Here is a 19163-nt window from a genome sequence, read left to right as displayed (position 1 = left end):
GCCTCACTTTTGTCCGAACCACTTCTCGGTCAGGTCCCGGTACGTCCCATCGTCCTCAACGGTGGTCAGCCCGCTGTTGAGCGCACCTGCGAGTTCGTTGTTGCCGGACTGAATTCCGAAACCGAACTGCTCGCCAGTCTCGTGGACGAACGCGGATTCGATGGAGCGGTCTGCCACGAACGAGTTCGCGACAGGGACGTCGATGATGATGACGTCGACGTTTTCGTTCAGCAGATCCTCAACAGCGAGCACGTAGTTACCGTACGCGTTGTAGCTAGACTCTTGAATCGTCCCCGCTTCGATGAGCTGGTCCTTGATAACGGATTCGCCGGTTGTCCCCTTCTGTGCCCCGACTGTCGCCCCGGAGAGGTCATCCAGCGACGACGGTGAGAACGACCCGCTTTCTCGGACGATGATGGCCTGATTCGAACTGTAGTACGGGTCGGAGAAGTCGATCGCTTCGTCGCGTTCGTCGTTGATCGTCATGCCCGCTGCGACGACGTCGACATTCCCGTTGTTCAGCGCCGGGATAAGTGATTTGAACTCAAGTTCTTCCCAGCCGCTCAGTTCGTACTCCGACGCCGCGACAACGGCTTCCAGCAACTCGACGTCGAAGCCGACGAGTTCGCCGTCCTGTTTCATCTCAAACGGCGGAAAGCCCGGCGCTGTGCCCGCGGTAAGCGTCTGTGAGTCCCCGCTGCCCGATTGACAGCCAGCGACCGACAGGGTCGCGACAGTGCCACCAATTGCCTGCAGATACCTCCGTCTGTCTACGCGTGCCTCTCGTGGCATAGTGCCACAGTCGAATCAGTCATATTTTAACATTTCGGTTACCGCAGAAGTCGCGAGGGTCAGGCGGACGCGACAGCGCCTGCAACCTCGGTAAACACCGAATCGAGGATGTCGAGACAGAGTTCCAGTTCGCGCTCGGTGACGTCGAGTGGCGGAAGAAGCCGGAGAGATTTCTGGCCACAGCCGAGCGTGAGGAGGCCGTGCTGGAGCGCAGTTTCCATCACAGCGTCGCGTCGATCAGCCGTATCGAACTCCAGCGCGGTCATCAAGCCGAGGCCGCGCACGTCTTCGACCAGCGAACGGCCCGCCGAGATATCGCGGAGCCGATCCATGAAGTACGTCCCCTTCTCGGCGGCGTTGTCCACCAGATCATGGTCCTCGATAGCAGCGAGAGTCAGCGCGCCGCGCATCGAGCCGAGGATGTCGCCGGCCCCCCACGTCGAGGAGAGCCGTGACGTTTCGGACGGGAAGATGTCCGACCGGGAGACGGTCGCGCCGACCCGAAGTGCTTTCGCGCTCGTGATGACATCCGGTTCGATGTCGTAGTGGTCAACGGCCCACATCTCGCCAGTGCGGCCCACTCCTGACTGGATTTCGTCAGCGATGATCGGGATATCGTGTTCCCGGCAGAGGTCGTCGACGGCTGAGAGGAACTCGGGGTTCGGAACGCGATAGCCGCCTTCGCCCTGTATCGGCTCCAAGATGAGGAACGCGACTTCCTCGGGCGGGATGTGGCCAGTGTCTGCGTCGAGCTTCGAACGGAGGCGCTCGACGCCGGCCTCGGAGTACTCCACGTCGTGAATCCCGCTGATTTCGGGGAATTTTCGACGGTAGACGGACTTCGAACGGTTAAGCGATAGCGCCCCCAGCGTCCGACCGTGGAACGCGCCGTCGAAGGTAATGCCGTACTTCGGCGTCTCGCAGTTATCGTAACAAATCTTCATCGCGTTCTCGACGGCCTCGGCACCAGAATTCGAGAGGAAGACGGTGTCGAAGTCGTACTGGCTGGTAATATCGGTCAGTCTATCCATCAGGTGGGCGGGCCCCGGTAGCGACGTTTCGTCGGGTGAGCCGCCGGTGCTGATGTAGAAGTCCTGACCGGCGATCTTCAGCGGGTCGACCATGTCGAACTCGTCGGCACGGTCGAGCACCTTCGGGTTATTGTACCCGAGCGGCGATGCGGCGACGTGACAGGTAAAATCTAGCAGGACGTTGCCGTCCGCGTCTGTACAGAACGGGCCGATTGCGTCCTCAGTGATGTCCCAGACGAATTCGTACACGTACGTACTCGGCGCGGCGGTTTCGTGATGGTACTCGACCCACTCGCTGCTCTGTGGGCCAGGCATACTATCGACACGCGGCTCCGCAGTATCGCGGTCCATGTTATCACAATAACAATCATTAGTAATAAATCACTGTGTTCCGGGCCCGCGTACTGGCCACATAGCTGGGTCCTTGCTGCGGTTCGAAACTGGGCTACAGGATCCGCTTGCCGAACGCGCTAGCGGCGAGTTCGGCCGCTCGCTCGCCCGTCGTGTTGCGCTGGTCGAGGATGGGGTTGACCTCGACAACATCAAGCGAGCGCAGCACCGATTCGGCGGCGTCGCGGTCGGCGACCCGTTCCATCGCCGTATGCGCCTCCCGGTAGGTGACGCCGCCGGGAACCGGTGTCCCGACCCCCGGTGCATCGTCCGGGTCAAGCCAATCGAGGTCAAGGCTCACGTGGATGTCATCGACCCCATCGGTCGCGATGTCGAGTGCCTCATCAGTGACTGGGCCGATACCCCGACTGTCGATGTCTTCCATCGTGAAGACGGAGATGTCACTCTCGCGGAGGACTGCTCGTTCGTCGGCATCGAGGCTCCGCGCGCCGACGATGACGGTGTTCTCCTCGGCAACGTTCGGGGCGGTGGCCCACGGCATCTCTGCGAAGTCGCCGTAGCCGTGGGCGGCCGCAAGCGGCATCCCGTGGACGTTCCCGCTGGGCGACGTAGTCGGGGTGTTGTAATCGCCGTGGGCGTCGAACCAGATGACGCCGAGTTCGGTCGTCTGAGCCGCACCGCGCATCGTGCCCATCGCGATAGAATGGTCGCCACCTAACACCAGCGGCACGCTCCCGTCGGCTATTTCTGTCGCCACCCGGTCGGCAAGTGTATCGGTCATTTCCGCGATAGCGTCGAGGTACTTCGCACTGTTGTCGTCGGACGCCGGTTGGGACTGTAGCGTCGGCGCTGAAAGGTCTCCGACGTCAGTGTAGTCGACGCCGGCCGTATCAAGCGCAGCGGTGAGGCCGCCGTAGCGAATCGCTGACGGGCCCATGTCGACGCCGCGCCGGTCGGCACCGAGGGCGAACGGGACACCGAGCACCGCGACAGGTGACACGGGACGACTACGGTCTCGCGAGTGGGTGGACTGAAGCGACATCCGTTGTTACGGCCATAGTCCACGAGCGTTCATAGCGTCACCGATTCGCGAAAGCGCGACGATGTAGGCAGCTGTTCGCCACGTGACATCACGGTCCTCGACCTCAGCCTGCAGGGCCTCCCAGGCATCGAGCATCTCGGCTTCGAGTTCGTCGTTGACTTCTTCACGGGACCAGCTCCGTCGGTTGATGTGCTGGAGCCATTCGAAGTAGCTCACGGTGACGCCGCCGGCGTTCGCGAGGATATCCGGGATGACTGGGATGTCGCGCTCCTTGAACACTGTATCGGCCGCTGTCGTTGTCGGGCCGTTCGCCCCTTCGACGATAATGCTCGCCTGTACGTCTGCAGCGTTCTCCTCGGTTAGGACGTTCCCGACTGCTGCAGGAATGAGGACATCGACATCGAGTTCCAGCAACTCGGCGTTGGATACCTGACGTGGTGCGTCAACAGCCCCCAGCTGGCCGTGTTCGTCGCCGTCAGCCGAAATCGATTCGATATCGAGCCCGGATTCGTCGTAGATGCCGCCGTCCACATCGCTGACAGCGACGACAGACGCACCCCACGAGTCAAGCAGGCGTGCGGCGTTCGCGCCCACGGCACCGAAGCCCTGGACGGCGACAGTCGCACCATCGATGTTTCCGTCGTAGTAGTCGAGTGCTTCGCGGGCGACGATAGCGACGCTTCGGCCGGGTGCCTCCTCACGGCCGTGTGTCCCGCCAACCGCTGTCGGTTTGCCAGTCACAATGCCGGGGACCGTCTCGCCTTCCTGCATTGAATACGCGTCCATGAACCAGGCGACGGTCTGCTCGTCGGTCCCCATATCGGGTGCGGGGATGTCTTTCGTCGGTCCAACGACTTCGCGTAGTTCCTCGGCGAACCGACGCGTCAACTGCTCGGTCTCCTGTGCATCGAGCGTCGACGGATCGACGACGATGCCACCCTTCGCGCCGCCGAAGGGCAGGTCCATCACCGCACACTTCCACGTCATCAACATCGCTAGCGCCGTGCACTCCTCGGCGGAGACGCTCGGGTGGTATCGCATACCGCCTTTATACGGCCCCCTGATCTCGAAGTGCTGGACGCGATACCCGCTGAACACCTCAACGCTCCCGTCGGTTCGGCGGATCGGAACAGATACCTCGACTGTTTTCGATGGGTGGCGGAGCTGCTCAAGCATCCCCTCAGAAAGGTCAAGGTGTTCAGCTGCTTGCTCCAGCTGGTGGCGGGCAGTCGCGATTGGCGATTCGTCCTCGTCTGTCGCTTGCTCTGATGGCTCCTTCTGTGTGCTCATGATTGGGTTGTGGGTTCGGTGGTGCGTACGCCCACTCGCTTCGGGACCAATGGGGCGAGTACGCTGAGTTGTTCAGACGCTGGTTCCGTCTTGACTGTCAGCATCCGACGGCTGGAGTGAGACAGTGTATCGGCACCAATACCGGTATTGTTAATAAACATTTGGGACTGTCTACGGGACAACTAGTTTGAACATAGCAAAAGTTAATAACGCCTTCTCAAGCCAATTACAGAAGATTTTAAGCCCATCTAACGCTTTATCTGTGAAATACTGCTGGAATATACGCTTGATATACTCAATCTGAGAGTGATTGCGGTACTTGCATGAACGTGCGCATGATGCCACAGAGCATACCGTATGCGCGCTACAGCGCGTCTGTCTACCGGAGTTGGGTGACAATAAGTAGTTTGAGCAAGTCAAAAGCAAGCTTGGTATCGTAGCAACGGGGTACTATACCGAGGCATGCCGGCGATAACAGGTACCAATCTCGTAGTACCCCACCGTAGACTGCCTACAACCACGACTATCCGATCCGCTGTGCTATCGTGGCTTGGCTACTAACGGTGGTACGACTGTTATTATTGATCGCTCGACGGGACAATCGCTCCGTTCCATCGTCACAGCAGCACACCTGTGATTTGAGTAATCCAAATTGGAGTGGCCTGAGGCCGTCGTCGGTTAGTGGTCGTCGCCGACACACAGTGACGAGCGTATGACGAGGCTGTTACGTGCTCCGGTCGAACGAGGTCATTTCGAGATTGACCTCGATGAGGTTGGCTGCCTCCATCACCATCTCAGGAATTTCGGTGTCGAAGCGGGCCCCTTTCAGACGGCTGGTCGGTGCAGTCACACTGACCGCGCCGACGACGGTCCCATCGTTGTCCAGAATCGGCGCACCGATCGCCCGGAGGCCACGGATCTCTTCCTCGTCGTTCGTTGCGTATCCCCGCTCCCGGATAGTTTCTAGCTCGTCACGAAGTGTTTCTCGGTCCGTAATCGTGTGCTGTGTCTGTCGTGAAAGGCCTTCCCGGTCGATTATTTTCTCAACGCGCTCGTCCGGGAGACATGAGAGGATTGCCTTGCCCGAAGCGCTGTCGTGGAGGTGTTGTGGTGCCTCCCGCAGCTGGAGGTGGTAGTCCATTCCGACGGCATGTTCGCCCCGCCGTTCGTAGATGGCGACTTCGCGACCGTCGTTTTCGACGACTAGATGGACGTACTCACCGGATCTGTCGGCCAGTTTGTCTACTTCCTCCTGTCCAGCAGTGTAGAGCTCCGTCTCGTTACGGACGTGTTCGCCCATCGTGACGAATCGAAAGCCGAGCTGGTACGTGTCGTCGTCCTTCGTGAGGAAGCCACAGTCGGTCAGCGTCGCAAGATATGTGTGAAGCGTTCCCTGGGAAAGCTCGATTCGTTCGCTCAGTTCCTGCAACGTCGCGCTGTGTGACTCCTGTACGGCTTCGATGATCTCGCAGGCGTTCTCCACGGACTGTATCCGCCGGCCCGTGTTTTGTGTGTTGGCGTCGTCGGTCATTACCGAGTAGAGTTGCCGTCATTATTTAAAACCCGGATGTAAACGATGGGCAGCCAGACCAACAGACCGGCCGCTGGTAACCGACACCTGTCAATATCTGACATAATCAGACTCTATGGATACCGCTCTATGGAGTTGGTGGAAGCCGAAGCGTAGACCAGGCCGTAGCTTAAGCACCAGAGTGCGTGTGGCCAGTATTTAAATTTATATCTCTCTTATGCCACGAGAATTAGGGAATATATGGATTTTATAATAGCAATACAATCGCATATCTCGGGACTTCTATATTATACCGTATTTTACGTTTTGTATAGTTCTATATGGAACCGGTTTGTGGGTAAATATGGGTTATATGTCTTGCTCTTGCAGTCAGATACGGTTCGGTGCGAGCTGTAATTGTCGATAGATTGAAACCGCAGGACACACCGCGGACGCAACGCCGCTGTCCGATATCCTTTATAAATAACCGTACAGAACACGGTGGTGTTGACGGGTAACTAAAACACTTATTGTTGTTACTGAACGAGAGACTAGTATGTCAACGACGCCTGCGCAGGACGGCACGCAGTGGTTCCTGCACACATGGCGAGACCACATTCTCGAGCCGGTAGAGACGGCTCTCACAGTGCTCGACAGGGAGCACACCGAGCTTGCAGCCGAGCAAGACGGGCTCGAGGACTTTCTACAGCGTGTGCGTGCCGTCGACCCCGCCGAACAGCCCTCCTCCCCCGTCGGTGCGCGAAGTCGACAGTCCGTATCCGACCCCGTTGAAGCGCTACGGGACGCCTACGCCGACACGGTGCTGGCTGTCGATCACTACGAGTCGGTGTACGACGAGTCGCTGGTGGAGAACGTTGCTATCGAGTTCGGGCCGGACTACGCAGCGCTGTTTCACCCTGAGACGAACGTCGGGCTCTCGCCGCCGATCAAGCGTTCGCTGGTGGCCGCGACTGAGCAAGCAATCGACGAACGGACCTCGCTGGACCGCGCTGTCAAAATCGAACAGGAATCGATGCAGGAGTACCACAGCAGTCTGCAGGAGATCATTGAGACGCTCGACAGCACAGTCGTTCCTGAGTGGTATCGCGAGACGTTCCAAAACGACGTTACAGCGCTTCTACAGGAACGACAGGACCAACTCCACTCAAGCGTTCACCGGTTCGAGACACACGAGTTCTGCACATATATGTACGAAGAGCAACTCTGGACGTATCCGGTTTTGACCAGTCTCGCACGGTTACAGGAATCCGTGGACAGCTGAGCTACTGGAAGCGGGCGCTAGATCTCGCGCGCTATCTGACGCCTCCAACAGGAGACTCTTTTCGCTACGGTGTGAACTCGAGCGTATGGTCCTGCCCCTGGAGATGAGCTGGCGGCAGTTGCTGTTCGAGAACTGGCCGGTCGACCCCGAACTGATGGATGCACACCTCCCGCCCTCGCTCGAAGCCGACCGCTACGACGGGTCGGCGTGGCTTTCGGTCGTGCCGTTCACCAACGTCGCCGTCCGACCGAAAGGGGTCCCACGGTCGCTCGGCGTTCGGCTCCCGGAGATCAACGTCCGTACGTACGTCACCCGCGACGGCGTCCCGAGCGTCTACTTCTTCAGCCTCGACGCACAGGGGCTTGCGAGCGTCGTCGGCGCACGCCTGTTTCACCACCTCCCGTACTACTACGCCCGCATCTCCCTGCAACTTCGCGACGGTCGCGTACAATTCGACAGCCGACGGCAGCATCCCGGGGCACGTCCCGGCGTGTACGAGGCGGCGTACTGGCCGACGGACGACCCGTTCACCGCCACTGCGGATTCGCTGGCCGAGTTTCTGGTCGAACGCTATCGGTTCTACACCGAGGCACCGGACGGGTCGCTCCGGTACACCGATGTCAGCCACGACACCTGGACGCTGTACCCGGCGTCGGCGACCGTCGAGACCGATACATTACTGCGGGCCGACGGGTTCGCCCGTCCCAACGATGACCCCGTGTGCTACTACAGCCCGGGGGTAGATGTTGTCGCATCCCAGAGTAAACCGGTGTGAGGCGTCCGCCGGGGAGACCCGAATCGATCACTCCCAACTGCCCCGATCAGGTAGTTCGGCAGTCGCTATTCTAACGGAGCCACTGTGAGAATACTCGGTTCACTATTCACCGACGAACATATTCGCCCCGCTTCCTGCGAAATGAAAGTGCGGTTCCCCATATATACAGGTTGGTCTTCGAGTTGCAGTCGTGAGCTACCATGGAAACGCGTAGAACATTCGTGCGCGGTCTGGGTCTCGCAGCTGGAGTTGCGCTGGCTGGCTGTTCGTCGGGCGGCGGGTCCGACAGTGGCGGTGACGGCGACTCGGGCAGCAGCAGCGACGGAGCAGACGGCGGCGAGACTGAGGCCAGTGACGGCGGGAGTGGGTCCGAGTGGACCGAGACGAGCACCGTCGAAATGACGGACGAACTGGCATACGAGCCGAAGAAAATTCAGGTCGAGGCTGGGACGACGGTCACATTCGAGAACGTCGGCAGCATCGGTCACACGGTGACGGCCTACGAAAACAAGATCCCCGACGGCGCGGACTACTTCGCGTCCGGTGAGTTCGACTCCGAACAGGCCGCGAAAGACGGGTACAGCAATGGCCAGGAGGGCAACGTCCCGAAAGGCGAGAGCTACGAGGTCACGCTGGAGACGACGGGCACGTACGAGTACTACTGCATTCCCCACGAGATGAACGGGATGGCCGGCACAATCAAGGTGGTCTGATATGAGTAAGAACGAAACCCCCCGCGACCCGAACGAGGTTCTCGAAGAGTACGAAGAAACGCTTGACTCTGTTCTGGCGGAGGTCGAGTCCCCTGATGAAACGGCTGAAGACGACGACATCTCGCTGGGACTGCCCGGGCTCTCGCTCGGTCGCCGGGACTTCATGAAAGCCGGCGTCGCCGCCGGTGCGATGGGGTCGGTCGCCGGGTGTTCGGCGCTGACTGGTGGCGGTGGCAGCGCTGGCAGCCAGTCGACACCATCGGGCAGCGGCGCGAGCCACACGGTCGAACCCGGCGAACACGACGAGTACTACGGCTTCTGGTCGGGCGGACATTCCGGCGAACTGCGGGTCATTGGCATCCCGTCGATGCGCGAGCTCACCCGCATTCCGGTGTTCAACACCGACTGTGCGTCGGGCTATGGCTTCACCGATGACACGAAAGAGCTGCTCGAAGAGGGCGGCGGGTATAGCTGGGGTGACAACCATCACCCGAACCTCTCGGAGACGGACGGCGACTACGACGGCGAGTATCTGTACGTCAACGACAAGGCCAACGGTCGCATCGCCCGCGTGAACCTCACGTACTTCGAGACAGACGCGATCACTGACGTCCCGAACATGCAGGCCATCCACGGCTGTACCGTCCTCTCCCCGGACACCAAGTACGTGCTGGGCAACGGCGAGTTCCGCGCGCCGCTACCCAACGACGGGACCGACGTGAAGAACCCGGACAACTACACGTCGCTGTTCGTCGCCGTTGACCCCGAGTCAATGGAGACCCAGTGGCAGGTCAAGGTCGACGGTAATCTCGATATCGTCGACACCGGCAAAGAGGGTCGGTGGGCCATCTCCTCGGCATACAATAGCGAGGAGGCTACCGACATTCAGGGCATGACGAAGGACGACCGGGATAACGTCAAGGCCTTCGACATCCCGGCCATCGAGCAGGCCGTCGAGAACGGCAACTACGAGGAAGTCAACGGCATCCCCGTCATCGACGGCACGCAGGGAAGCTCACTCAATCAGGGCGACCGCCCTATCGTGAAGTACATTCCGACGCCGAAAAGCCCTCACTGTGTCGAGGTCGGGCCGAACGGCGACTACGCCTTCATCGCGGGGAAGCTCTCGCCGACGGTGACCATGCTCGACCTGAACGCGTTGGCCGACTCCTCCGATCCCGAAGAGGTTGTCGCCGGACGACCGCGTGTCGGGCTCGGCCCGCTGCACACGACTTTCGACGGCAACGGCCACGCCTACACGTCGCTATTCATCGACTCCCAGGCGGTCAAGTGGGACATCGAGGCCGCTGTCGAGGCTGAGGAGGGGTCCGAAGACCCGATCATCGAGAAACAGGACGTTCACTACAACCCCGGTCACATTCAGGCGCTTGAGGCGATGACGACCGACCCGGACGGAGAATGGCTCATCAGCCTCAACAAGCTCTCGAAAGACCGGTTCCTCCCGGTCGGTCCGATCATGCCCGATAACGACCAGCTCATACACATCGGGCAAGGTGAAAAAGAGATGGAACTGGTCGCGGACCACCCGGCATATCCCGAGCCACACGACTGCGTGTTCGCCCATAAGGACAAGATCGACGCCAAGAAGGTCTACGACAAGAGCGACTACGACGAGACCTATATCACCGAGGAAGACTCCGGCGTCGAGCGCACGGGTGAGAACAGCGTCCACGTCAAGATGACGACCAAGCGCTCGGAGTACGGCCTGCCGGACTTCACGGTGCAGGAAGGCGACGAAGTGAAACTGTCCACGACCAACATCGAGGGCGTGCAGGACATCATCCACGGCGTTGCCATCCCCGAGCACGACATCAACTACGCTGTGGCGCCACAGGACACTCGTGAGGTTACGTTCACGGCTGACGATCCCGGCGTGTACTGGATCTACTGTACGTTCTTCTGTAGCGCCCTACACCTGGAGATGCGCAGCCGGATGATTGTCGAACCGGCGGAGGGGTAGCGACACAACCCACTTCGGAGGTGTTCAGCCATGCAACGACCCACCATCGACGACTTCCGTGAGATCCGGCGGGGTCTCCCCGTGGCAGCAGCAGCGCTGTTCGTCGCGGCGCTCGCGTTCCCGATGTGGCGCATCAGCGTCGACGCCGTCCAGTACCCCAGCACGACGCTCCGCGTCTCTCTGTACGCCTACCCCCACCTGACCGGGGATTTCATCGAGATGGCGCGGCTGAACCACTACGTCGGGTTCTACTTCCCCGACCCGGTGTTAGTCGAGCCGAACTTCCCCGTTGAGGAGAACGCCATCGACGTACCCGAGTGGGCGCTCGGGCCGGTCGCGTTCATCGGCGTGTCACTGCTGTCAGTATTCGTCGCTATCGCGCCGACCGTCAAGAAGCTCAAACGCGGCCTGAAATACCAGTTCGGCGGCACCGTGCTGGTGTTCACCGTGATGCTGGCCGACATCCAGTACCGGCTCTGGCAGGCCGGCCACACGCTCGACCCCGGCGCACCGGTGATGGGCGTTGCCGGCTTCACACCGCCTCTGTGGGGCCAGTACCAGGTCGCCAACATCACGAGTGCCTCCCGGTTCGGCCTCGGCGCGTACATGGCCGCCACCGCCGTTGGACTGCTCGCGGTTTCGTACTACTACCGCGATCAGGCAGTGACGTTCAACGAGCTCCCGGCCCGAATTCGCGACAGGGCCACCGGGCTTCCCGACGCCGTTCGGGACCGTGACGGCGACTCCGACGACGAGGAAGATGCCCCGCACCGCCCGACAACCACCGCGGCTGAGTCTGACCAACCAGAAATTCACTCATGAGCCCACTGTCCCACGATTTCGAGCGAGTGTTCGCCGTTGGGACCGCGGTCCTACTCGTGCTGTCGGTCATGGCTGTCGGAATGGCCAGCGCCGGCGAGACCGACGGAACCCACGATGACCTCGCCTTTGATCCCGACGTGCCAGATACGGACTCGTTTATCGCCCCGTCAGCCGACGGCACCGCGACAGTCGATGGCGAAACGTACGACAGCGCGCAGGCGGCGGTTGACGCCGCTGACCCCGGCGATACCGTCACGCTCGACGGTCGCTTTAACGAGACTCTCGTCGTCACGACGCCGAACGTCACTCTCTCCGGGAGCGGTCCCGGGTCGGCGCTGCTGCACGGCGACGGGGAAGGTGACGTTCTCGCCATCGAAGCACAGGGTGTCACCGTATCGGATCTCTGGGTCCGCAACAGCGGCTACAGCACCGCGACGAATGATGCCGCGATATTCGTCAACGCAAGCGAGGTCACTGTCCGTGACAGCCGCGTGACCGGCATGACCTTCGGCATCTGGCTTGACGGGGTCGACGACGCCGACATCCGGAACAACACCATCGTCGGCCGCGAGGAGATTACGCAGTTGACCAAGCGCGGCAATGGCATCCAGATCTGGAAGACCGAGGACAGCGTCATCCGGAACAACGACATCACCACTGTTCGGGACGGGCTCTACTTCAACTGGGCCAAGGACGTGAACGCGACCGGCAACACCATGTGGGACCTCCGGTACGGCGTCCACTACATGTACTCCGACGACTGCCACCTGCGGAACAACACCGCTTTCGACAACGACGTCGGGTACGCGCTGATGGTGTCGAAACACCTCATCATCGAGGACAATATCGCGGTGAACAACAGCGGGCAGTCCGGTCACGGCATCCTCGTCAAAAGCATCGACGACACGGACATCCGCGGGAATCACCTCGTCGACAACGAGAACGGGCTGTTCGTCTACAACTCCGTCAGCAACCGCATCGTCGGCAACCTCATCGTCGGCAACGACATCGGCGTCCACATCGCTGCGGGGAGCACCGACGGCACCGTGACCGAGAACAGTTTCATCCGCAACAACAGGCCGGTGCTCGCGGTGATGAGCGACCAGGTCCACTGGAACGAGAGCGTCGGGAACTACTGGTCCCGGGCGAACCCAACGGACATCGATGACGATGGCATCGGAGACACCCGCTATCAACCGGCCGGGGCTGTCCAGCAGGTGACTGCCGAAAAGCCCGCCGCGCGGGTATTCGCCAGCAGCCCGGCCTTCGATGCCGTTCGGCTGGCCGAGTCGTCCGTGCCTGTGGTCAAGTCGCCCGGCGTCGTCGATGCCCGCCCGCTCACCGAACCACCCCACGAGAACTGGAGGAGCTACTATGAACGTGATTGACGTCGACGACGTATCGAAAGCCTACGGTGACGTGCAGGCGCTCGACGGACTGAGTCTGTCTGTCGAGCAGGGGGCCACCCTCGGCGTGTTTGGCACGAACGGAGCCGGCAAGACGACGCTGTTCAAAATGCTCGCCGGGCTGAACCGGCCGGACGAGGGGAGTATCTCCGTCGCCGGTGCGGACCCCACCGACGGGACCACCGTCCGCGAACGAGTGCGCTATCTCCCCGAGCATGCCGGCTTCCCGCCGAGCCTGACCGGCCGCGAAATACTCAGTTTCCACGCCCGGATGCGCTCGGTGCCCCGCGAGAACCGGGACCACCACGTCAAGCGTATCCTGCACACCGTCGGGCTCGCGGACGCCGCGGACCGCCGGGTCGGCGGCTACTCCAACGGGATGAACCGCCGGCTCGGCCTCGGCACCGCGCTCGTCGGTGAACCGGCCGTACTGATACTCGACGAACCGACCGCGGGGCTCGACCCCAACGGTATCCGGGCATTCCACGAGGTCGTGGAGTCTCTGGCGTCGGAGACCGACGTGACCATTGTTTTCTCCTCGCACGCGCTCGGGGAGATTCAGCGGCTCTGCTCGGAGGCGGTCATCATCGCCGACGGACAGGTGGCGACTGCGGGCCCAGTCGAAGAACTTCGCCGCGCCGCCGCCGACGAGGTGACGCTGGCGCTGTCGCTTGCGTCCGAGGCGGCTGCGAGCGATGTGGCAACCGACTTCGAAACCCACGAGGCAGTGTCCAGCGTCAGTCGTTCAGGCGCGGACGTGACGGCACGGACCACGCCAGCGGAGGCCTACGACCTGCTGACCGCCGTCGGTGAGGGGTACGACATCGACCGTTTCGAGGTCCGGGAACCCGGCCTTGAGGCCGCGTTCCACGAGGCCGTCGAGGCGGACGACGGCGGCAACTCTGGCTCCGACAGCACAGCGGCGGCATCGGCTTCGGAAACAGCGTCCGAGGACTCAGGCGGTGAGCCAGCATGAGCGAAGACGACTCCTCGACGGACCCTGCCCCCGACGGCGGCGTCGTCGCAGTCGACGCGCCAGCCACCCGGTTGCACGACGGCGGAACCGAGATGGAGACGGCGACGGACGCGGCCGACAGATCGGCGCTCGAAGGACTTGCCGACAGCAGTCTACTCACCATCGCTCGTCGAGAGTACCGGCTGGCCGTCCGGAGCCGGTGGGCACTCGGCGTGGCGCTGCTGTTCGGCCTCTTTACCACCGCAGTCGTCCAGTTCGGGGCGAGTTCAGTTGGCCCGGGTCGCTTCGATGCAGTCATTGCAACCATCGCGGAACTCGGCGTCTACCTTGTGCCGCTGACGGCGCTGGCGGTCGGCTACGACGCCATCGTCGGTGCCGACGAGCGCGGCTCGCTCGAACTCATGCTCGCGCTTCCGGTGACGAAAGGCCGTGTCGTCGTCGGGACTGCCATCGGCCGAGCGGCGGTGCTGTCCGGCGCGATGTTACTCGGTTTCGTTCCCGGTGCGCTGTTGACCGTCCGCTACATCGGCCTCGCTAGCGTCGGCCAGTACGCGGCGGTCGCCCTTGTTGCGGTGTTGACCGCCTGTGCGATGCTTGGCGTGGCGGTGCTGATCTCGACGGTTGCGCGGACGAAGACGCACGCGCTCGGTGCGACACTGGCCATCTGGCTCTGGGTCGCGCTGTTGCACGACCTCGTCGCGCTGGGGGCTGTCGCAGGGTTCGATCTCGGATCCGGCGCTATCGCCGTGGCGATACTCCTCAACCCAGTGGACTGCTTCCGCGTGCTCGCGCTCTCACAGGTGGACGTGGTCGCCGGTGGTTTCGGCAGCGTCTTGACACAGGCCGGGCTGACCACGCCGATGGTCGCCGCGGGGCTCGTCGCGTGGGTCGTTGTACCCGTCGGCGTCGCTGCGAAGCTCATCCAGCGGCGGCGTCTCTGAAAACGGTTTTAGACCGACTGCAGCGCTGTTTCTTCTGGTTCCTCGAACAGACTGGCGACCTGTTTCGTCCTCTCGGTACGCTCGTGGGCGTTTTCCAGAAGTACGGTTTCACTGGGGAACAACTGCTCGCCCAGTTCAAGGCCATGGTCGCGCGCGGTCGACCCCGTGACGGTGAGGTAGACGCCGAGGCCGGTCGCCGCGATGTCTGCTTCCTCTTCGCCACCCTCAGTCGGATAGGTAAAGGAGACGCCATCGAGCGCGCTCGTCCCGAGGACGGCTTCGACGAGCCGTTCGTACCGCGGTGAGATACAGAGTTCGCCCTCGTAGTTGGTGACGAAGGACCGGTCGAGGGGACCGTCCTGTGTGTCCATAACCTCCGGCGTCGCCAGCAGCGTGTGGTACACCGTGTCGCCTAGCCCGGTCACGACCCGGACATCCGTGTCCAGCGGATCGATGCGGTCGTTGATCTCGTGGATAGCAGTCAGCGGTTCGTCCCGGAGCTGAACGACTTCTTCGAGTACGAGGTCGGCGCTGTCGAACCCGAGCGCAAACTCGTGTGTCCGGAGCGCCCGAAACGGTTCCTCGCGGCCGATCAGCTGGACATCACCGTGTTCGGTCGGCACGGTGACGCTGTCGAAGACGATCCGTCGCGGCATCCCGTCGCGGTCGTCCCGCAGCAGCGTGTATTCTGGCTCGTATGGCGCATCGAGCGAGGAGTAATCGCTAATGCGATGGTACACATCGGCGACCGCGTCCTGATTGCCCTTGGTGACGGCCTTCTCGTAGCGAAGCGTCGAGATGATATCGTCGGCCAGGTCGGTCGTCCCCGTGCGTCCGGCGAGTCGCTCCAGTACTGCTTCGAGAGGCCGGCCCTTGCGCGGAACGGCCACCCTCGTCGTCGTCATTATGCAGGCACAGACGGGGGATCGGTAAAACGAGTTCGGTTATTCGCCGCCGCCGATAACCGATGACAGCTGTTCGCGCCACTGTTTGAGCTCCTCGATCTCCGATTCGGTTTCGTCGATCCGGTCAGCGAGTTCTCCATCGTCGATCTCCTCGCGGACGGCTTCGATATCGTCTTCGAGGTCGTCAAGCTGCCCTTCGACGCTCTCGACTTCCTCGGAAAGGTCGTCGACCTGGTCGGAGGCCGAAGTGGCTGTGTCCGTCGCCGACTGGACTTCGTCCTGGAAACCCTCCAGAGCCTCCTCGAAAGAGTCGAGGCGCTCGCCGAACTCCTGAATCATGTCCTCGCCAGTGCCGTTCTCTTCGAGGAACTCTTCGAGGGCATCGGTGTACGCACGGAGGTCTGCGACATCGCTCTGGATGCGCTGGATCCGAGCGTCGTTGACGCCACCGGTGTCACTGTCGTTGTCATCTTCGGAGACGGCGTCGAGCGCACGCTTGAGGAGCTTCACGTCTTCGGGGGAGACGTTCTGGTCGCGGATTTCCTGTGCCATCGTCGCGACGACAGCGCCGGATTGGACCTCGGAATCTGCCGGCGCAGCGTTGCTCTCTTCGGGGGCTTCGACGCTTGATTCTGGGTTGTTCGGATCTGAGAGGTCCAGCGTCTCAATGTCCTCGTCGTCATCGTCTTCCAGACCGGGAACGCTGTCGGCGTCACCGGCGATGACATCCCGAACAGCCTCGTCGCCACCACCGACGAGGTCCTCCTCGTCCTCGTCCAGGGGCGGGTCCACACTCTCGATTTCGGGTTCCGTCAGGAACTTCTCGACGTCGTCGGTGCCCGTCGCACGGATGCCGTAGACGGTCGTGTAGTCGGCTTCGGCTTCGAGTTCCTTCTCGAAGGCGATCCGGTCTTCGTTGATGTCCCAGTACTCACTGCCGTACTCGGGATGGAAGCCCAGATCCTCGACTGCTACGTCGTCTGGAACAGTGTCGACCAGTCTGACTGTCACCGGGACGGACCGTCGCGAAGTGAGATTAAACGCTATCGCGGGCACGGGGAACTCGTCCGCTTCGAACCGCTTGGTCACTGTCACGCCATCGGCAGCGACAGTGACTTCGTCGTAGGCTTGCGAATTGCTCATGGTCTGTATGGTCTCAGCAATAGTATTAAAGGTACGTACCTGACCAACATTTACACCTTTTTTCTATACTGTAGTAGTTAATATAATTCTACAGACGTAACCTCAGTAACACGAACAGAGCGTGAGGGCAGAGAGATAGACGATCCGTCCGCGCGGCACTGGCAGACCGCTTTCAGTCTAGGTCGTACCGGTCGCCGATTTCAACGATTGAAAGTGCCGAAGGATACGCGAAGCTGTTGGCGTGGTTGTGCAGGACGGTTGGCTCCGTCGTCATCCCCTTCCACATATCCCAGTGGGTCGGGATGAGGGTGTCCAGTTGGAGTTCGTTCGCGGCTTCGATAATCATGTTCTCGTCGTTGTACCACTGGGTTCGCGTGGGTTCGCCGGTCTCCTTGTCGTCGATCAGCCCGACCGTCCCGAACGCGAGAACGCCGACGTCGATATCGTAACGTTCGCCGACAGACTCGAACTCGCCGGGGCGGGCGTCGCCGCCGTGGAAGAACGTGCCGGAGTCGTGTTCGAACACGTACGACACCGGGTGCTCAGCGTCGGGGTCATTGGCAGGTTCGACGTGAATTGTCAGGTCGCCGATTTCGAGCGTGTCCCCGTCCGCGACTTCGTGGAGCTGGTCGTCGGTGACACTGTCGTTCTCCAGCCACGCCTCCTCTTGGATAACGTCGTGACCGCTGTCAGTCGTGTAGTAGTCCGCGCCCGTCCCAGCGAGAATCGGGACCTGTGACGGTCCGTGGACGTGGTCGGTATGCTCATGAGTGCCCAGAACCGCGTCGCATTCGGTGATGTCCTCGGGGTTGAACGGGACCGGGATCATCCGGACGGTTCGCGGCGGGTCGCCAATGCCGAGATACGGATCGATGAAGACGGTCGTCCCGCCGCTCGATTTCACGATGAAGCCGTTACAGCCCAGATACCAGATTGCCAGTCCGTCAGGCGTCGCTGACTCCACCGCACGCGGGAGCCAGTCATCCCAGTCAGATTCGACTGTCATGTCGAGAGATGCCACGCCTGGTCGCTAAGATGTTTCGAAGACGCCGGACCGTCGGTCGCTGGCTGCTGTGCGGATACTTCGGCTGCAATTCGGACCCAGTTCTACGGTCACCTGTGGCGTTTCGTGATCGTGGCGCCTCTCGCTATCTGAGAACGGAGCCCTCGGTTTATTTCCCAACTGCGAGAAATATAACCTGTATGTACGATCACATCCTCCTCGCCTCGGATGGGACAGAAGCTTCAACCAACGCCGAGTCCCACGCGATTGCCCTCGCAGCAGAACATGGTGCGGCCCTCCACGTGCTGTATGTCGTTGACGAGGACGTGTACACGGCCTACAGCGGTGACGAATACGTCGACGAATCCGAAGGGCCCGAGCACGGCCTCGAAGAAACGGGTCAGGAGACGCTGGCCCGGATACAGGCCGACGCGGAGGCGTCCGGCGTTGACGTAACGACGACCCTGAAACACGGACGGCCGGCCGAATCCATCATCGAAACCGCCGATGAGGCGGATGTCGATCTGCTTGTGCTTGGGACGAAGCGGCGGCCAGCGGAGTACCGCAGTCTCCTCGGTAGCATCACGGACAAGGTGCTCAGGCTAAGCGAACGACCAGCGGTCGTGGTGAAAACCGAAGTCGAAGGGTAACCGCCCAGTCTACCGGATGTGTCGCTGACTGATGATAGCTGTCGGCGGCATCGGCAGCCTCGACCGGCGGCTCCAGAGTCGGCGAAAAGTACGACCGCGAGAAATACGAGGGTCAGTCCTCGCAGCAACCGCCGGCTTTCTGGCCGAAGTCCACGGCCAGTTCCTCGGACACGATCTCGTTGAGTTCCTGCAGGCGCAGTTCGAGTTCGTTCTGGGCCTCCAGATAATCACTCATTACCGGGATGTCGTGAAGTTCCTCCTGCTTCTGCTGGACCTTCCGGAGGTCCTCCTGAGAAGCGTTACCAGTCTGGCGGGCGAGCATGAACTCCTCGCGAATCTGCTCGAACTCTTGGATGGCCGCCTGCGCCTCGTCGTGGTTCTCGACGGCGTCTTTCGTCTCCTTGAATCGCTGGTACACCGGTAGTTCGGCGATCGCTTCGCCGAACTCTGTAGCGAGCGCTTCGACGTGGTCACCGTCGATGTCAGCGGCGGTATCGGTCTCGATACTCATCAACAAAACGTATGAACTCGGGCGGTATAGGCCTGCCGA

18 protein-coding genes are annotated in these 19163 nt (G+C 61.4%); 9 read left to right on the top strand and 9 right to left on the bottom strand.

Translation table 11 applies throughout. From position 1 onward, the window contains the following. Positions 1 to 3: 3 nt before the first annotated feature. From RBH20_RS05035 to RBH20_RS05015, 5 genes are all read right to left on the bottom strand, one after another. Positions 4 to 792 (bottom strand): basic amino acid ABC transporter substrate-binding protein, encoded by a 789-nt coding sequence (locus RBH20_RS05035; RefSeq protein WP_306706159.1) that lies wholly within the window; start codon positions 790 to 792, stop codon positions 4 to 6. 59 nt (positions 793 to 851) lie between these two features. After that, positions 852 to 2174 (bottom strand): aspartate aminotransferase family protein, encoded by a 1323-nt coding sequence (locus tag RBH20_RS05030; protein ID WP_306706157.1) that lies wholly within the window; start codon positions 2172 to 2174, stop codon positions 852 to 854. A 94-nt stretch (positions 2175 to 2268) separates the two neighbouring features. Beyond that, complete coding sequence (gene rocF / locus RBH20_RS05025; protein WP_306707477.1) at positions 2269 to 3159, bottom strand: arginase; 891 nt, start codon at positions 3157 to 3159, stop codon at positions 2269 to 2271. A gap of 63 nt (positions 3160 to 3222) precedes the next feature. Then, positions 3223 to 4506 carry a glutamate dehydrogenase GdhB gene (gdhB, locus tag RBH20_RS05020; RefSeq protein WP_306706156.1) on the bottom strand — a complete coding sequence of 428 codons (1284 nt, stop codon included), beginning with the start codon at positions 4504 to 4506 and terminating at the stop codon, positions 3223 to 3225. A 724-nt stretch (positions 4507 to 5230) separates the two neighbouring features. Then, positions 5231 to 6037, bottom strand: a complete 807-nt coding sequence (locus tag RBH20_RS05015) for an IclR family transcriptional regulator (protein ID WP_306706154.1) — start codon at positions 6035 to 6037, stop codon at positions 5231 to 5233. 535 nt (positions 6038 to 6572) lie between these two features. Here RBH20_RS05015 and RBH20_RS05010 point away from each other — a divergent pair. From RBH20_RS05010 to RBH20_RS04975, 8 genes are all read left to right on the top strand, one after another. Then, positions 6573 to 7298: a hypothetical protein gene (locus tag RBH20_RS05010; RefSeq protein WP_306706152.1), complete on the top strand. Its 726-nt coding sequence runs from the start codon at positions 6573 to 6575 to the stop codon at positions 7296 to 7298. Positions 7299 to 7383: 85 nt separating this feature from the next. Beyond that, entirely contained in the window at positions 7384 to 8073 is a 690-nt protein-coding gene (locus tag RBH20_RS05005; protein WP_306706151.1) for a YqjF family protein, read from the top strand. Between the two features lie 200 nt (positions 8074 to 8273). Beyond that, positions 8274 to 8786 carry a plastocyanin/azurin family copper-binding protein gene (locus RBH20_RS05000; RefSeq protein WP_306706149.1) on the top strand — a complete coding sequence of 171 codons (513 nt, stop codon included), beginning with the start codon at positions 8274 to 8276 and terminating at the stop codon, positions 8784 to 8786. Between the two features lies 1 nt (position 8787). Continuing rightward, complete coding sequence (nosZ, locus tag RBH20_RS04995) at positions 8788 to 10767, top strand: TAT-dependent nitrous-oxide reductase (RefSeq protein ID WP_306706148.1); 1980 nt, start codon at positions 8788 to 8790, stop codon at positions 10765 to 10767. A gap of 30 nt (positions 10768 to 10797) precedes the next feature. Then, complete coding sequence (locus tag RBH20_RS04990; RefSeq protein ID WP_306706147.1) at positions 10798 to 11589, top strand: hypothetical protein; 792 nt, start codon at positions 10798 to 10800, stop codon at positions 11587 to 11589. Continuing rightward, positions 11586 to 12977 (top strand): nitrous oxide reductase family maturation protein NosD, encoded by a 1392-nt coding sequence (gene nosD / locus RBH20_RS04985; protein WP_306706145.1) that lies wholly within the window; start codon positions 11586 to 11588, stop codon positions 12975 to 12977. The genes RBH20_RS04990 and nosD overlap by 4 nt, the downstream gene beginning before the upstream one ends. Further along, complete coding sequence (locus RBH20_RS04980; RefSeq protein WP_306706143.1) at positions 12964 to 13971, top strand: ABC transporter ATP-binding protein; 1008 nt, start codon at positions 12964 to 12966, stop codon at positions 13969 to 13971. Before nosD ends, RBH20_RS04980 begins: the two co-directional genes overlap by 14 nt. Further along, positions 13968 to 14912 (top strand): ABC transporter permease, encoded by a 945-nt coding sequence (locus tag RBH20_RS04975; protein ID WP_306706141.1) that lies wholly within the window; start codon positions 13968 to 13970, stop codon positions 14910 to 14912. Before RBH20_RS04980 ends, RBH20_RS04975 begins: the two co-directional genes overlap by 4 nt. 8 nt (positions 14913 to 14920) lie before the next feature. Here the strand turns inward: RBH20_RS04975 and RBH20_RS04970 are convergent, their stop codons facing one another. The 3 genes from RBH20_RS04970 to RBH20_RS04960 all read right to left on the bottom strand — a co-directional run bounded on the left by RBH20_RS04970 (position 14921) and on the right by RBH20_RS04960 (position 17966). Further along, positions 14921 to 15817: a hypothetical protein gene (locus RBH20_RS04970; protein ID WP_306706139.1), complete on the bottom strand. Its 897-nt coding sequence runs from the start codon at positions 15815 to 15817 to the stop codon at positions 14921 to 14923. Between the two features lie 39 nt (positions 15818 to 15856). After that, positions 15857 to 16960 carry a hypothetical protein gene (locus RBH20_RS04965; protein WP_306706137.1) on the bottom strand — a complete coding sequence of 368 codons (1104 nt, stop codon included), beginning with the start codon at positions 16958 to 16960 and terminating at the stop codon, positions 15857 to 15859. 172 nt (positions 16961 to 17132) lie between these two features. Then, the gene (locus RBH20_RS04960; RefSeq protein WP_306706135.1) at positions 17133 to 17966 is read right to left on the bottom strand and encodes an MBL fold metallo-hydrolase; all 834 of its coding nucleotides are present in this window, start codon (positions 17964 to 17966) and stop codon (positions 17133 to 17135) included. A gap of 197 nt (positions 17967 to 18163) precedes the next feature. On the opposite strand from RBH20_RS04960, the gene RBH20_RS04955 reads away from it, so the two are divergent. Next, the gene (locus tag RBH20_RS04955; RefSeq protein ID WP_306706133.1) at positions 18164 to 18613 is read left to right on the top strand and encodes a universal stress protein; all 450 of its coding nucleotides are present in this window, start codon (positions 18164 to 18166) and stop codon (positions 18611 to 18613) included. A 112-nt stretch (positions 18614 to 18725) separates the two neighbouring features. Here the strand turns inward: RBH20_RS04955 and RBH20_RS04950 are convergent, their stop codons facing one another. Continuing rightward, complete coding sequence (locus tag RBH20_RS04950; protein ID WP_004593080.1) at positions 18726 to 19124, bottom strand: YlbF family regulator; 399 nt, start codon at positions 19122 to 19124, stop codon at positions 18726 to 18728. Positions 19125 to 19163: the final 39 nt, after the last annotated feature.

The sequence above is a fragment of the Haloarcula sp. H-GB4 genome, assembly GCF_030848575.1.
In the GTDB taxonomy this organism is placed as follows: domain Archaea; phylum Halobacteriota; class Halobacteria; order Halobacteriales; family Haloarculaceae; genus Haloarcula.
This window is presented reverse-complemented; position numbering and strand designations above follow the sequence as displayed.